Here is a 15,890-nt window from a genome sequence, read left to right as displayed (position 1 = left end):
CCCAAAAAGGAGAGTTACCATGATCGGTTCACTGTATTCAGGCATTTCAGGATTGAAAGCCAACACCAGCGCCATGGCCGTTATCGGCGACAACATTGCCAATGTGGACACCAATGGGTTCAAGGCCTCACGCGTATCCTTCGCCAACATTTTCAGCGCATCACTGAGCCAGAACAATCTCCAGATCGGCCGCGGGGTAACCTTGAACGGGGTCAATCCCCAGTGGCAGGCCGGTTCCCTGGAAAATACCAACAGCGCCACCGATCTTTCCATAAACGGAACCGGGCTCTTCGTTGTCGACGACCCCAGCAACGGCATCACCTATTACTCGCGGGCCGGTCAGTTCGAGTGGGACAAGGACGGCAGCCTGGTCAGCCCGGATGGATTCATCGTCCAGGGTTATAGCATCGACCCGGCTACCGGTGCCGTTGGCGGTATCGATAACATTTCCCTGCCCAACGGCACCAGCGCACCCAATCCCACCCAGAATATCTCCTTTGGAATGAACCTGGACAGCGGTGCGGCTGCCGGGGATACGTTCATGAGTTCGATTACGACATACGATTCATTGGGTTCGGAGGCCATTTTGGACATCGGGTTCACGCGGACGGCCACCGGCTGGGACTGGGCGGTGACGGTGGACCACAACAACCCCGCCGCGGCCAGCGCATCGACCGGGTCTCTTGTTTTCGATGCTGCCGGTGACCTGAATCCAGCTGCTTGTGTACCCGCCAATGCGAATCCGACCATTGCAGTTACTGGTATCGGTCCGGCGGCGGATTTGAACATCACCTGGAACTATCTTGACGCGGCCAATACATCCGACGGCAGTATCACCGGATACACCTCCGAATCCAGCAAAACCGCCCAGAGTCAGGACGGCTATCCTTCAGGGAGTCTGCAATCCGTGGCCGTCGATGAGGACGGCTACTTTACCGGAATATACTCCAATGGGTCCATGATTCCCTTTGCCCAGATCGCCCTGGCCGATTTTCCCAGTTATTCGGGCCTGGCCAAACAGGGCAGCAACCTGTATGCGGAATCGCTCTCCTCCGGTCAACCCTTGGTGGGCCCCCCCAATACGGCCAGCCTGGGCTCTATCGCCCCCAGCACCCTGGAGATGTCCAACGTGGATCTGGGCACCGAGTTCGTTGAAATGATCACCACCCAGCGGGCCTTCCAGGCCAATTCCAAGGTCATCACCACCAGTGACGAGATCTTGGCCGAGTTGCTGAGCATCAAACGCTAAGCCTTGCAGGCATCACGGGGCCGGCTGTGGGCAATGGTCTGTTTTTAGCCTTGCCCGCAACCGGCAGTCGTCTGGGCTCCGGCGACGGTTTTCTGTCAACGCCTTGACTCTGATGGGCGATAATTGACACTTTGCGCATTGTTTTGCCCCCTTCCCAGCGCCTTCATTTTCTCCAAGCCCGAATTTCACGTCGGTTGTGGCATTTTTTTAGGTTCTAAAGTCCAGTCAAACCGACCCTCGCAGCCAAACAGGCAGCGATCTCACCCATTGCGGCAATTCCACAGGGATCTGAAAGGGAATGGCATGCAACATGCTAATTCCCATCGCAGTGGCTGAATGATTCACCAATATCGGTAGTGATAAAACCATTCGGTGGAGGGTGACGAATGTCGAAGAAAGTGTTGATCATCATTGTTGTGGCTGCCGTACTCTTTATGGGCATGGTGGGGGCAGGCTTTTTCATCCTTTGGAACAAGGTTTCGCAACTTCCCCTTGATCCATCTAAAGTTGATGATCTGTCTGTCGAAGAAGAGGAGAATGTCATCGGCCCCTTATATTCACTGGATACCATGATCGTCAATCTGGCCGATCACGGGGGCAAACGGTATCTGCGGGTGACCATGGCGCTTGAACTCAGCGACCCGGAAGCGCTTGCCAGTATCGAAAGCCGGCTGCCCCAGGTTCGTGACGCCATCTTGATGATTCTGCCCACCAAGAACTATGACGATGTCAGCACCAGCGAAGGGAAAGTCGCCCTGCGCAGCCAGGTGATGGAAAAGATCAACAGCCTGATGACCAAGGGCCGTGTAAACAACATTTACTTTACCGAGTTTGTCGTACAATAGGAATCGACCATGGCCGACCAGATTCTGTCACAAGAGGAAATTGATGCGCTGCTTTCGGCGATGGACAGCGGAGAGATCGATGTTGCCGAAGAAAAACAGGAGGCCGCCGTCGAGATCCGTTCGTATGACCTTACCTCACAGAACATCATGCAGCGTGGCCAGTTCGATGCGCTGGAAGAGGTCTACGACAAGTTTGTTAATCTGTTTCAGGGATCTTTGTCCAGCCTTTTCCAGCGCAACGTATCGGTTAAGGCCATCTCGCGGGAAACCGTCAAATTCGGCGAATTCATCAAGGCTTTCTCCAACCCAACGGGGTTTATCATTTTCGGCATGGAACCCCTGATCGGATCGGCGTTGATGGCCTTTGAGCCCAATCTGGTTTTCTCTTTGATCGACTGCATGTTCGGCGGTGGGGGAAAGCCGATGGAAAAAATCCGCGAATTCACCATGATCGAACGGCGGATGCTCCAGCGGATCGCCCTGGCGGTTTTAAAGGATCTGGAAACCGCCTGGGAAGCGGCATATCGCCTCCGTCTGACTGTGCGAAAGATTGAAACCAAGCCCGAATTCGTTTATCTGGTCAACCCCAGTGATCAACTGATTATTGTCGTCTTCGCCATCAGTGCGGAATCGTTTTCGGGTAATATTCACCTGTGCCTGCCGTATCTCATGCTTGAACCCATCAAGGATCAGCTGAGCTCCAGCTATCTCAGGGAAAAAGACCGCGCCAGTTCATTTGGTGATGAAATCCGTAAACTGCTGGGACGCACCGAGGTAAGCATCGTCGCGGAGCTTGGAAAAACCGTATACACGGTGCAGGAGATCTTAAACTTTGAGGTGGACGACATCCTGCGTTTGAACACCGGCCCCCAGAACCACGTTAACGTGAACATCGAACGCGTTCCCAAATATCTGGGGATGCCCGGTGTCGTTAAGGGAAGCAAGGCCGTTCAAATCACTGAAATGGTCGATCAGGACCGGGGAAAGGGATAATCGATGGCGGAAAAAAAGAATCCTGCGTTGTCCGAACCTGCCGCGCGTGGAAAGCAGGCCGGAAGGGTGGCGGTTTCCCACTCTGGCGAAACCGCCGGTGGCAATGATAATCTGGACCTGTTGCTGGACATCCCCCTGGAAATCACCATTGAACTGGGGCGGACCCGGATGTTGATCAATGACCTTCTTAAGCTGGGTCAGGGATCTGTGATCGAACTGCCCAAGGAGGCCGGTGACACCCTCGAAATCCTGGCCAACAACCGCTTGATTGCCAAGGGCGATGTGGTGGTGCTGAACAAAAAATACGGCATCCGCCTCACCGAAGTGATCAGCCCCGTCGAACGGGTGGAGAAACTGGGATGAACGGGACACCTGACATGCTCGCCGCCGGATTGAAGATGATCGCCTCTCTGGGTGTGGTGCTGGCCATGATCCTTTGCCTATTGTATGGAATCCGGAAATTAACCAATCAACGCATGGGCGCCGGCGGCGCAAAGCAGATCCACGTGCTGGACAGCCATTACATGGGGGTCAAAAAGTCAATCTCGCTGGTCCGTGTACCGGGAAAGGTTCTGGTGCTGGGTATTACCGGTGACCGCATCAACCTGCTGGATACCCTTGACGACGATGTGGTCCGGCAGCAGATGCCGGTTGATCAATCCAAATCCTTCGGGCCGATGCTGTCCGAACGCTTGAAAAAGCTTGGCAACGGGTTCAAAGGAAAGGAAAACCGTTGAAAAATACGTTCACCCCGCGCCAGGTCGAAGTGCGTGGCCGGATGAAAAGGCCGGTTGTCTGGATCGGGTTGTCGGCGGCCGTCCTGGTCGCTTTGGCCATCTTTGCCGGCAGCGTCTGGGGGCAGACGCCGGCGCCGTTGATCAGCATCGGGCTGGATCAGGCGGCCGATCAGGGCAAAGTGGCCATGGTCATGCAGCTGTTCCTGCTGATGACGGTGCTCTCCCTGGCACCGTCCATCCTGATCATGCTGACCTCCTTTACCCGCATCGCCATCGTTTTCTCCCTGCTGCGGCAGGCCATGGGAACCAATCAACTGCCGCCCAACCAGGTGGTGATCGGCCTGTCGCTGTTTTTAACCTTTTATGTGATGGCACCGGTGTGGCAGCAGGTCAATCAGGACGCCCTGCAACCGCTCATCGCCAAAGAGATTAATCAGAAACAGGCCCTTGACAAGGCCCTGGGGCCTATCCGCACGTTCATGATTTCACAGACCCGGGAAAAAGATCTTGCCCTGTTGGTCAAGGTGTCAAAAATGCAGCGCCCGGCCAACATCGGCGAGGTGCCTACCACCGTATTGATTCCTTCATTCATCATCAGTGAATTGAAGACCGCCTTTCAGATCGGGTTTATGCTCTACGTTCCGTTTTTGATTATCGACATGGTGGTGGCCAGCGTCCTGCTTTCCATGGGCATGATGATGCTGCCACCCATTATGGTGTCGCTGCCGTTCAAACTCATGATTTTTGTGCTTGCCGACGGATGGCATCTGATCGTCGGTTCCCTGGTGAAAAGCTTTGCCTGAAGGAGCAATGGTCCATGACCCCTGAATTTATTACCGGCTTTTTTCTGGAGGCCATTAAAACGGCCATCTTTCTTGCCGCTCCCATGCTGACGGTGGGGCTGATTATCGGCGTGCTGGTCAGCATGTTCCAGGCTGCCACCCAGATCAACGAAATGACTCTGGTGTTTGTGCCCAAAATGCTGGGCGTGGCCCTGGCCCTGTTGTTTTTTTTCCCCTGGATGATAAAAATTATTATCGGGTATACCCAGAACCTGTTCATCAATCTACCCAGTTACATCCGATAAATGACATGGCGACGCTGAATATCCCCGTTGACGCCTTTTACGGGGTGCTGCTGATTTTTCTGAGGGTTGCCGCCATCGTTTTCAGCGCTCCTGTTCTGGATACCGAAACCATCCCGGTCGCCTTCAAGGCGGGTCTGGCCTTTGCCGTGAGTATTCTGCTGCTGCCGACGGTGGATGCGGTGGTCACCGTGCGGGATCTGAGCCTGATGACCTTCGCGGTCGGCATTGTTTCGGAAATTGCCATCGGCGTGACCATCGGGCTTTCGGTGAAGCTGCTGTTTTCCGGGATTCAGCTGGCCGGACAGATTGTCGGTTTTCAGATGGGTTTTGCCGTGGCCAATGTGGTCGATCCGGCTACCAGCGCCCAGATCCCCATACTGGCGCAGTTCTATAATTTGACGGCCATGCTGGTGTTTCTGGCTATCAACGCCCACCACATGTTCTTTGCGGCCCTGGTGGACAGCTATAAAATGCTTCCACCCCTGTCCATGCATATCAGCCCCCAACTGGTGGGCATGATGATGCAGCTGGCCACCAATATGTTTGTGGTCGCCGTCAAGGTGGGCGCGCCTCTGATCGCGGTTCTGCTGGTGGTCAGCTTCGGCCTCGGCCTGGTGGCCAGGACGGTTCCCCAGATGCATATTTTCATCGTGGCCATGCCACTCAAGATTCTGATCGGGCTGGTTTTTATGCTTATCGTCACCCCTTATCTGACGGCTTTTCTGATCGATCTGTTTGCGTCCTACGAGGCGACCTTGTTCGACCTGATCCGGCTGATGGCACCGGCGGGGTGATCCATGGCCGGGGAGCAAAGCCAGGACAAAACCGAACAACCCACCGGCAAGAAGCTTGCGGATGCCCGCCAAAAGGGCAACGTGGCCCAAAGCCGCGAGATTCCTTCCGTGTTAATCCTTTCCGGCAGCATCGGCGTCATTTTTTTTGGCGGGTCATGGATGTTCGGTCGGATGACGGACATGATGCGATTCATGTACCAGCGGGCCGGCTCGCTGAGCATGGAAACCGAAACAATGCATACCTTGTTTTGGGAGATTTTTCTCAGTTGCGTCGTTGTTCTCACGCCCCTTATGCTGGTGGTCATGACTGCCGGCGTCGTCGGCAATGTCGCCCAGTTCGGTTTTCTCTTTACCGGAGAGAAGCTGACCCCCAATCTGGCCAAGCTCAATCCCATCAGTGGGCTCAAGAAGCTGGTTTCCCTGCGATCATTGGTCGAACTGGCCAAATCGATCATTAAACTGGGCATCATCGGCGGGGTCGCCTTTATCGTTCTCAACCGTTATGTGGACCAGATTCCCGGTCTCATGCAGTTAAGCGTCGGCAACATTTTAAAATTTATCGGCCAGGTCTCATTCCAAATGGGTCTGTATACCTGCATGGTTCTGTTTCTCATGGCCGTTCTCGATTTTGCCTACACCAAATGGCAGCATCAGCAGGACCTGAAAATGACCAAGCAGGAGGTCAAAGACGAATACAAGCAGCGCGAAGGCGACCCGTCGGTCAAGGCCAGAATCCGGTCCGTCCAGCGTGAAATGGCCAGACGGCGCATGATGGAGGCGGTGCCTGAAGCCACCGTGGTCATCACCAACCCCACCCATCTGGCCATCGCGCTCAAATATGAAGACGGGATGCCGGCGCCCAAAGTGGTGGCCAAGGGTGCCGGTTTTGTTGCCCAGACGATCAAATCCATTGCCGCCGAAAGCGACGTCCCCACGGTGGAGAACAAACCACTGGCCCGAACCCTGTTCAGGTCAACCGAGATCGGCGATTTCATCCCGGCCGACTTGTACCGCGCCGTTGCCGAGATTCTTGCCTATGTCTATCGCCTTAAAGGGCTCGTCAAGCGTTGATCGCCCCTGTCGGGTGCCAAGGTGCACGGGCGCCACACGCCTTAGCCGTCTCCCGGGACAATTAATTGACGCTCGACGGATGCGCTTCCCGCTTTCAGTCCGACCGGTGAATGCTCATCTTGCGCATCTAAAAATTACAAATTGATTGTATAATCAAGTTATTCCATTTGCGGCCGGGCGTGTGTTCTACTCGGGGCGGAAATAGGCATGAAACGTGCTAATTATCCCTGAAAGTTTCACCAATCAAGGAGCCCCATTACGCACCATGGAACTTGCCGAACGCAAACAGTACCTGAACCGGTTCGATTTTGTTGCCAACAACTCCGATGTGCTGATGGGGTTCGCCGCCATGTCCATTCTCATGGTCATGGTCATTCCCATTCCGGCAATGCTGCTGGACCTGTTTCTCTCATTCAATATCACCTTGTCCCTGATTATTCTTTTGGTGGGCATGTACATTCTCAACCCGTTGGATCTGTCTTCCTTTCCTTCACTGTTGCTGCTGTCCACCCTGTTCCGGCTCTCCTTGAACGTGGCCTCCACACGAATGATTCTCCTGAATGGGAACGAGGGCACCCAGGCTGCCGGCAAGGTGATCATGGCTTTCGGCAACTTTGTGGTCGGTGGCAACTATGTCGTCGGATTCATAGTCTTTGTGATTCTCGTGGTCATCAACTTCATGGTGATCACCAAGGGCGCCGGCAGGATCGCCGAAGTGGCCGCCCGATTTACCCTGGACGCCATGCCCGGCAAGCAGATGAGCATCGATGCCGACCTGAACGCCGGGCTCATCGATGAAGATCAGGCCCGGGAGCGTCGTCGTCAGATTAGCCGCGAAGCGGAATACTACGGGGCTATGGACGGCGCCAACAAGTTTGTGCGCGGCGATGCCATCGCAGGGATCATCATCACCTTTGTGAATATCCTGGCCGGCCTGGCCATCGGTGTTTTTCAAAAAGACATGAACTTCACCGATGCCGCTCAGACATACACCCTGCTCACCGTCGGCGATGGGCTGGTCAGTCAGATCCCTGCGCTGATTATCTCCACCGCAGCCGGTATTGTCGTGAGCCGCGCCGGAGCCGAGAAGAACCTGGGCCTGGAAATCGGAAGCCAACTACTGGTTCAGCCCCGGGCTTTTGTGGTCGCAGCTGTAATTCTGTTCGGTTTCGGGCTCGTTCCCGGCATGCCGACAATTCCATTTGTGATATTATCCGCCACCGCCGGATTCGTGGCCTTCCTCGTGTTTCAGACACAGCGGGCCAAACTGGAAGAGGACCGGGCCATCACCCTGCAAGGGGAGAAGAAGGCCGAAGAGCGCCCGCCGGAATCGTTCAAGCCGCTGCCACCCATCGATGTATTGGCACTTGAAGTCGGATATGGCCTGATCCCTCTGGTGGATGTGGAGCAAAATGGAGAGCTGCTGGAACGCATCAAGTCGATTCGGCGGCAGATTGCCCAGGAGGTCGGCATCGTGGTGCCCTCCATTCACATCCAGGACAACATGAAACTTAAACCGGGCGCCTATTCCATTTTATTGAAGGGGATCGAAGTGGCCAGCGGGGATCTGATGATCAACCATTTATTGGCCATGAATCCGGGCACCGCCGACACAGCCATCAATGGAATTGCCACCCGGGAACCCACCTACGGTCTTGAGGCTTTCTGGATCAAACCCGCTTCCCGCGAAGATGCCAATGCAAAAGGCTACACGGTGGTGGACCTGGAAACGATCATTACCACGCACCTCTCCGATGTGATCCGCCGCCATGCCCACGAGCTGGTCGGTCGACAGGAAGTCCAGAAGCTGCTCGATACGCTCAAGGGCAGCCATCCCAGGGTGGTGGAGGAACTGGTGCCCAATCTCATGTCCCTGGGAGGCGTGGTGCGGGTCATCCAGAATCTTTTGCAGGAACAGGTGCCGGTCCGGGATCTGCTGACGATCATGGAAACATTGGCAGACTGGGCGCCAAGCACCAAAAAGCTGGATGTTCTGACCGAGTATGTGCGCCAGGCGCTGGCCCGTACCATCACCAGTTTTTTTCAGGCGGAAGATGGAAAGATGCATGTGCTCACGCTGGATCAGCGGGTTGAGAAAAAAGTCGCCGAATCGCTTCAGAAAACCGATCAGGGCATGTTTCTGGCCATCGCCCCGGCCTATGCCAAGTCCATCATGGATGACCTGAGTGTTAAGATGAAGGATTACAAATCATTGGGTGTTCCGCCGCTGCTGGTTTGCTCAGCCCAGATCAGAAGTCATTTCAAAAAGTTGACTGAGCGGTTCATTCCGGGTCTGGCGGTGTTGTCCTATGATGAGATTGTCAGCAGCGCCAAGATACAAATAGTTGGCACCGTGGAGGCCTCAGATGCAGATTAAGCGATTTGAAGCTGCCGATATGACCGAAGCCCTTCGTATGGTAAAGCGCGAGCTTGGCGACGATGCGGTGATCCTGTCGGCAAAGGAGATACGCTCAGGCGGTTTTTTCAGTGCCCTGCGAAATAAGCGCGTTGAAATTACCGCCGCAGCAGATTACGCGTTAAATGGTGCCCGCCAAGAGAATGCCTTTTCCGGCACGCTGTCCCAGGCGCTGGATGCAGAAGCGCAGACCGATCGTGTTTCCCTGTCCACGCTGCCGCTGCCCAACACGGTTGTCAAAGATGCGCAGCAATTGCCCGGAAATCGGATCGTCGCCGATGAACAAGGCCCACACGGTGTAAAAGGGGGCGTCGGGTTGTCACCGCGACGGGTTTTTGAGCGGGTAAAACCTGCCATAGCGGAGACCATCCGCCGCGGCACGGACGACGCACTGACTGCAGACCCGGCGGGGTTGAATGGATCGGTCCGGCACCCTGATCCAGAGACCCTGCTGGCCGATCCCTTTTATGAGGCGGCAAAGGCGCGCACGATGATTGCCCTGGTGGGGCCGCCAGGTGTGGGAAAAAGCACCACGCTGGCAAAACTGGCCAGGTACTGCCGGATGGCAGAAAACAGGCGGACCGGCTTGATCAGCCTCGATCGATTCCGTATCGACGCCAACGGCATGCTCAAAAAGGCTGCCCGCATCATGAACCTGCCGTTGAAGACGGTTCACGACGGCGATGGGCTGCAATCCGCGTTGGAAGATCTGGCGGACGCCGAGGTGGTATTGATCGATACCCCGGGAATGGGCAGCCGGGACCAGGCCATGCTGGACGAAGTCTGCCGGTTGCTCCGGCTGGCCGATCCGGACGAGATTCATCTGGTTCTCAATGCAACGGCCCGCTCCGATGTGCTCGCCGCCGCCGTGACGTTTTTTTTGCCCGCTGGCGTCAATCGTCTGTTGTTTGCCCATATGGATGCGTACGGCCGTAATTCGACCGTGTTGAATCTGCTCAAGGAGACAGGCCTGCCATCCTCATTCTTTGCGGACGGGGTCGACCTGTTCGATAATCTGCAGAAAACTTCCGTCCATTTCCTGAGCGACTTTTGTTGCGCCGGTGACATGCCGCAGCCGGCGACCGCCGCGTGCGCTGAGGCGTTTTCAAGTCAACCGGAAAACGATCTGGGTCAAAAAGGCCTCGCCAACTCCTGTGGCCAGGCGCAGATCTACGGGCGGCCGGTGGCTGGCACGCTTCCATTCGCAGGCGCACGCGTGCAGGCATTTCCCGGCAAGGGCGATGCCCGGAATGCGGGTCCGTTTTTTAACCCGTATCAGCATGGATCGATGAAATACGTTGCCAACCGGAATTCAGAACTGTTTCACCACCCCACCTGCAAGTCGGTAAAGCGGATCAATGTGGAAAATATCGCCGCGTTCACCAGCATTGAACAGGCTATCAACGAAGGGTTCAAGCCTTGCCGGGCATGCTGCAACCTCGCCATGGTCAGAGAATCGGTGACGGGCACTTTGGGTTATCAGCGTGCAAGTGCCATATAACCTGGGAGAACATAAGGTAATGCATACTATCGAGAAAGCCGGACGGATCATCAGCCTGAACCAGAAAAGAAGGCAGAGGCATGCGATGTTGAGAAATGAGGCCACGCAGCCGGCACATGCCAGGGTTATCGCCATCACCAGCGGCAAGGGCGGTGTGGGTAAAACCAATATTGTCGCCAATCTGGGGTATGCCCTGTGCAAATCCGGCCAGCGGGTTCTGATTTTCGATGCGGATCTGGGCCTCGGGAACCTGGACGTGCTGTTGGGCCTGACGCCGCAGTACAATCTCTCCCATGTCATCGAAGGCCGGAAAAATTTGTCGGAAATAATCATCAGCGGGCCAGGGAATTTAAAGATTCTGCCCGCTTCCTCGGGGATTCAGGAACTGACCAGACTGACACCCCTTCAGAAAATGGATATTTTCCATGAACTCAATGCGCTGCTGTCGAGCTATGATATCGTGCTGATCGACACGGCCGCCGGCATTTCCTCCAATGTGCTCTATTTCAATGCATCGGCCAACGAGATTATGGTGGTGGTTACCCCGGACCCGACATCCATAACCGATGCCTACGCGTTGATGAAGATTCTTTCGGTCAAATACCAGGAAAAGCATTTCAGGCTGATTGTCAATCAGGCAAAAAATGCCAGAGAAGCCGATGATGTGAGCCGGCAACTCTGCCTGGTGGCCAATCGCTTTCTGGATATATCCATCGAATATTTCGGCAGCGTGCTGGCCGATGAGAATGTGAAAATCGGGGTCCGCAAACAAAAGGTCGTCAGCGAAATGGCGCCCATGAGCCAGGCAAGTCGAAACTTTGCCGAACTGGCCCACAAACTTGCCCGGACGGAACCGATGACTCCCCGGTCCGAAAACCGACCCTTGATCTGGCAGGATATTGTGTGATCCATGATCGCGGCAACGGACCGAAATCGGACTAAACAGATTACCACTGAACATAACATGGGCCAGAAGGGTCCGGGGAAGATTCATCTTTAGACGCCACGGGTAGGTGGTTGGACCACAGGCATAACGGAAGAATTCCCAGACATGGAGCAATGACATGGATTTGGCGCGATCAAGAGAAGAATGCTTCGGAAAAGAGAGCCATCTGCTGCGCAATCAGATTATCAATGAATACCTTCCCTATGTGAAGCGCATCGTCAACCGGATTGCGGTGCATCTGCCTGCCACCATAGAAGTGGATGACCTGATCAATGTGGGGGTGATCGGATTGATTCAGGCCATCGAACGATACGATCCCACCAGGGACAACAAATTTATCACCTATGCCGTTTTTCGCATCAAAGGCGCCGTACTGAGTGAACTGCGATCGCGCGACTTCCTGGGCCGGACCACACGCAGGAAAATCCGCGAATTGGAGAAGGCTTACCTTAAGCTGGAGCAGCAACTCGGCCGGGAAGTGGCCGATGAAGAAGTCGCCGAAGAGATGAATATGGATCTGGACCAGTTTTACAAGGTGAAGCGAATGTCCAGCATCTCCTTTGTCAGTTTTGAAGAGATCGGCTATACGTCCAAAGGCGATGCCACGGCCATTTCCAGTTCGCTGGTCAATGGAGATGCCGATGATGCCCTGTCCTTGACCACCATGAAGGAAATTAAATCCACCATTGCCAATAACATCGACTTGCTGCCGGAAAAGGAAAAGCTGGTGGTATCGCTCTACTATTCCGATGAACTGACCATGAAGGAGATCGGACAGGTCCTGAACATCACTGAGTCGCGCGTTTCGCAGATTCATGCCCAAGCCATCATTCATTTGAGAAGCAAACTGCGCCGGGAAGGCCTGTTGGAAGAATAATGCGCCCGACCCCGCAAATAATCAACCCATCGCCGGTCGATAGCGGTCATTGCATCGAGGATAAGGGAAAGAGGTGAACATGCTGCAAGCCAGTTATGAATTTTGGGGCGTTTCCATGGTCGCACTGCTCATCGGGATGTTTACTTTGAAACGATTGATTTACCGCAGGCATGCTGACCGTGTGAATTGCGTGGGCCGTCTGGTAAGCGAGGACGCGCAATCGGATCACGATATCCAGCATCGGGCGCTCATGTTCCTGATGGCCCAGAAAACCGATACGATTCTTGCTGCACTGGCGCGAACCATCACGCAGGAACGACAAAAACTGGGCACAATCGTCAGAAATCCGTCAATCGCTGAAGCTGTGGACGCTTACCCGGCGGAAGCGATTTCCGGTGCGGATGATCGACAAACGCCCTATGACCGGATTTTACCCATGGCCCAAAACGGTATCGCCGTTGAAAGGATTGCCCGCCAGCTGCAACTACCTGAAGCGGAGGTCTCCCTGGTTATGCGGGTGAAAGCCTGAATTTTTCGTCGTGCATTTTTAAATGCAGCCATGGACCGGTATGGCACTTATTGCCTACCGGTTTTTGTTTTTTTTCAGGCGTGGTGATTTTTGGCGCATTGTAATCGGTTGAGAACCCAGGAAAATTGGAAAGATTTGGTTGTGGCACACAGGTTGCAGAACCATCGGCAGGCAGGAACGCTGCATAAACAATTGTGTAGGAGTGATCCCCATGAGTGGTGGAATGTACCTGGCCGCAGCCGGCGCACTGGTTCAGCAAATTCGTCTGGAGGTGCTGGCCAACAATGTGGCCAACATCAATACCATCGGCTATAAAGGCGATCGGTCCGTATTCCAGATCCCGGAAGAGACGGAACCGATGGTTTTTGAGACGTCAATTGAAGGAATTCAAGCCTTATCGCCCTATGCACCGCCCTTTGCCACGGTCATTGATTTCAATCAGGGGGCGATTCGGTCAACGGGCAACTCCCTGGACGTTGCCATCGACGGGAGCGGTTTTTTTGCCATCCAGACGCCTGATGGCGTTCAATACACCCGTCAGGGAAATTTTACGCTGGATGCCGAGGGTGTGCTGGTCACCCAGGACGGTTATCCGGTGCTGGGGGACGGTGGCGAGATTACCCTGGAGGCGGGAAGGGTTGACATCGACTTGGAAGGTGGTGTGTTCCTGGACGGCGACGAAGTCGGCCGCCTGCAGATTATTGATTTTCCGGGCAGCGATACCCTGCAAAAGGTTGGCAATGGGCGGTTCGAATTAACGGATGCGTCCATTTCAGGGGAACGGCCGGAAAGCACCGCTTTGCGCCAGGGACATATCGAAACCGCCAATGTGAATCCGATACTGGCCATGACTGAGATGATCGAGACATCCCGGGCCTTTGATGCCTATCAGAAGGTGATCCAAAGCGCCGACGAAGCCACATCCACAAGCATCAACGATGTGGGCAAAACCATATGAATAATCAACCGGCACCTGGGGTCGCTCCAGCTGCCATCCCAGGTTGTATCCCCGTGCAGCCACCGTCAAGGAGGAACCCATGATCAGAAGCTTGTGGTCAGCGGCCACCGGAATGCAGGCCCAGACCTTGAACATCGATGTGATTTCAAACAACCTGGCCAATGTCGGCACCTCCGGATACAAGAAAAGCCGGGCGGATTTCCAGGATCTGCTCTACCAGACGCTCCGGTCCCCGGGGGTGTCGTCGTCCGCAGACACCCAGGTCCCCACCGGGATCCAGGTGGGGCATGGCACCCGTCCGGCCGCCGTGCAGAAAATGTTTACCCAGGGAGATTTCACCCACACCCAGAATCAATTGGACATGGCCATCGAAGGCGGCGGTTTTTTCCAGGTGATCCAACCCGACGGGGAAACCGGTTACACCCGGGCAGGCACATTCAAACTGGACAGCGACGGCCGGGTGGTGACATCCGACGGATTCCCCATGGAGCCTGAGTTAACCCTTCCGGCAGACACCACATCCGTTTCCATCGGGACCGACGGCACGGTTTCCGTGCTGTTGGCCGGGGAGAACCAGCCGTCGGAAATCGGCACGATCGAACTGGCCAATTTTGTGAATCCGGCCGGTTTGCAAAGCATCGGCAGGAACCTTTACGTCCCCTCCGCCTCTTCGGGAGATGCCACCACGGGAACACCGGGTGAGGACGGCTTCGGCACCATCGCACAGGGTTACTTGGAGATGTCCAATGTGAGCGTCGTGGATGAGATGGTCAACATGATTGTGGCGCAACGGGCCTATGAAACCAACAGCAAGACCATCCAGGCATCCGACGAGATGCTGCAGACAGCAACCAATCTGAAAAGGTAGCCACGATGACAACTCACGCATGCATGCGCGCCGGTAGCATGGGCAAACTATGGGCAGGGTTGGTTCTGCTGCATGTGCTGTTGCTTCCCGCATCGGCTGCCGTCTGCGCAGAACGTATCACCTTGACCCTCAAAGCGGCGGTCACCCTCGATCGGGATGCGGTTCGGCTGGCTGACATTGCCACCGTTTCCGGCGTATCGGCAATGTCTTTGAAATCCCTGGGGGCAACCGTTGTGGCCACCGCACCCCTGCCCGGCAAGACGCGATTCGTCGACATCGACTATATTTGCATTCGTCTCAAGCAGGCCGGCCTGGATGTCGATGGAATAACCTTCCAGGGGCCTGCAGACGTTCGCATTACCCGCAATAGCGCCACATTGCCATCGAAGCGTATCGAAAAAGCCGTTGAAGCTGCCATTCGCAACCGGATGCCGTGGAAAAACGAAGATGTGACCATCCGTGAGATCACCCTGGATGACGCCATGGCGTTGCCCACGGGTGAACTCACCTACCGCATCGTTCCCTCCCGCAATGAGGACTATCTGGGACGCACGAGGTTGGCCCTGCACCTGTTCGTGGACGGCGAACCCGTGCGCAAGACCTGGGTGAACGCGACCCTATCCGTTATGACGGACGTAGTCACCGTGATCAAACCTTTGGGAAAGCATCAGCATATCGACCCGGCAGACCTAAAGGTTGAACGCCGTGATCTGGCGGATCTGCCATCGGATACGGTCAGGCATATGGAGGATGCTTTAGGAAGCCGGGCCACCCAGATGGTCTATCCCGGCACGGTGCTCCAGTTGAGCATGATTGCGTTGCCGCCGCTGGTCAAGCGGGGCGACATTGTCAAAATTGTCGCCAACACCGGTCCTTTGACCATTACCGCCACCGGCATGGTCAAGCAGCAAGGGTGTATAGGCGACCTGGTTCGGGTAATGAATACGGATTCCAGCCGCATCATCACTGCCCGGGTGACCGGTCCGGGTTCGGTTGCCGTGGATTTTTAAGGAGATGAC

Annotated in this window: 17 protein-coding genes; all 17 read left to right on the top strand. The window is 55.2% G+C overall.

The window, feature by feature from the left end:
• The first annotated feature begins 19 nt into the window (after positions 1–19).
• Entirely contained in the window at positions 20–1,249 is a 1,230-nt protein-coding gene (locus tag R6V78_RS16640; RefSeq protein ID WP_410290506.1) for a flagellar hook protein FlgE, read from the top strand.
• Positions 1,250–1,635: 386 nt separating this feature from the next.
• Entirely contained in the window at positions 1,636–2,094 is a 459-nt protein-coding gene (gene fliL / locus R6V78_RS16635) for a flagellar basal body-associated protein FliL (RefSeq protein WP_410290505.1), read from the top strand.
• Between the two features lie 9 nt (positions 2,095–2,103).
• Complete coding sequence (fliM, locus tag R6V78_RS16630) at positions 2,104–3,087, top strand: flagellar motor switch protein FliM (protein WP_410290504.1); 984 nt, start codon at positions 2,104–2,106, stop codon at positions 3,085–3,087.
• Between the two features lie 3 nt (positions 3,088–3,090).
• Positions 3,091–3,450 carry a flagellar motor switch protein FliN gene (gene fliN, locus R6V78_RS16625; protein ID WP_410290503.1) on the top strand — a complete coding sequence of 120 codons (360 nt, stop codon included), beginning with the start codon at positions 3,091–3,093 and terminating at the stop codon, positions 3,448–3,450.
• Positions 3,447–3,824, top strand: a complete 378-nt coding sequence (gene fliO, locus R6V78_RS16620; RefSeq protein ID WP_410290502.1) for a flagellar biosynthetic protein FliO — start codon at positions 3,447–3,449, stop codon at positions 3,822–3,824. The genes fliN and fliO overlap by 4 nt, the downstream gene beginning before the upstream one ends.
• A complete protein-coding gene (gene fliP, locus R6V78_RS16615; protein ID WP_410290501.1) occupies positions 3,821–4,627 on the top strand; it encodes a flagellar type III secretion system pore protein FliP in 807 nt (268 codons plus the stop codon). Before fliO ends, fliP begins: the two co-directional genes overlap by 4 nt.
• A 14-nt stretch (positions 4,628–4,641) precedes the next feature.
• On the top strand, positions 4,642–4,911 hold the full coding sequence (gene fliQ / locus R6V78_RS16610) for a flagellar biosynthesis protein FliQ (protein WP_410290500.1): 270 nt from the start codon (positions 4,642–4,644) through the stop codon (positions 4,909–4,911).
• Positions 4,912–4,916: 5 nt separating this feature from the next.
• The gene (gene fliR / locus R6V78_RS16605; RefSeq protein WP_410290499.1) at positions 4,917–5,705 is read left to right on the top strand and encodes a flagellar biosynthetic protein FliR; all 789 of its coding nucleotides are present in this window, start codon (positions 4,917–4,919) and stop codon (positions 5,703–5,705) included.
• A gap of 3 nt (positions 5,706–5,708) precedes the next feature.
• Entirely contained in the window at positions 5,709–6,776 is a 1,068-nt protein-coding gene (flhB, locus tag R6V78_RS16600; RefSeq protein ID WP_410290498.1) for a flagellar biosynthesis protein FlhB, read from the top strand.
• 265 nt (positions 6,777–7,041) lie between these two features.
• Positions 7,042–9,153, top strand: a complete 2,112-nt coding sequence (flhA, locus tag R6V78_RS16595; protein WP_410290497.1) for a flagellar biosynthesis protein FlhA — start codon at positions 7,042–7,044, stop codon at positions 9,151–9,153.
• A complete protein-coding gene (locus R6V78_RS16590) occupies positions 9,143–10,693 on the top strand; it encodes an Ada metal-binding domain-containing protein (protein WP_410290496.1) in 1,551 nt (516 codons plus the stop codon). Before flhA ends, R6V78_RS16590 begins: the two co-directional genes overlap by 11 nt.
• 19 nt (positions 10,694–10,712) lie before the next feature.
• The gene (locus R6V78_RS16585) at positions 10,713–11,600 is read left to right on the top strand and encodes a MinD/ParA family protein (RefSeq protein WP_410290495.1); all 888 of its coding nucleotides are present in this window, start codon (positions 10,713–10,715) and stop codon (positions 11,598–11,600) included.
• A gap of 157 nt (positions 11,601–11,757) precedes the next feature.
• Entirely contained in the window at positions 11,758–12,516 is a 759-nt protein-coding gene (locus R6V78_RS16580) for a FliA/WhiG family RNA polymerase sigma factor (protein WP_410290494.1), read from the top strand.
• A gap of 79 nt (positions 12,517–12,595) precedes the next feature.
• Entirely contained in the window at positions 12,596–13,045 is a 450-nt protein-coding gene (locus R6V78_RS16575) for a hypothetical protein (protein WP_410290493.1), read from the top strand.
• Positions 13,046–13,256: 211 nt separating this feature from the next.
• Entirely contained in the window at positions 13,257–14,003 is a 747-nt protein-coding gene (gene flgF / locus R6V78_RS16570) for a flagellar basal-body rod protein FlgF (protein WP_410290492.1), read from the top strand.
• 79 nt (positions 14,004–14,082) lie between these two features.
• The gene (gene flgG / locus R6V78_RS16565) at positions 14,083–14,871 is read left to right on the top strand and encodes a flagellar basal-body rod protein FlgG (RefSeq protein ID WP_410290491.1); all 789 of its coding nucleotides are present in this window, start codon (positions 14,083–14,085) and stop codon (positions 14,869–14,871) included.
• 5 nt (positions 14,872–14,876) lie between these two features.
• Positions 14,877–15,881, top strand: a complete 1,005-nt coding sequence (flgA, locus tag R6V78_RS16560; RefSeq protein ID WP_410290490.1) for a flagellar basal body P-ring formation chaperone FlgA — start codon at positions 14,877–14,879, stop codon at positions 15,879–15,881.
• Positions 15,882–15,890: the final 9 nt, after the last annotated feature.

Source organism: Desulfosarcina sp. (assembly GCF_046496365.1).
Lineage (GTDB): Bacteria > Desulfobacterota > Desulfobacteria > Desulfobacterales > Desulfosarcinaceae > Desulfosarcina.
Note: the sequence above shows the minus strand (reverse complement) of the source record. Positions and strands in the feature narration are given on the sequence as shown.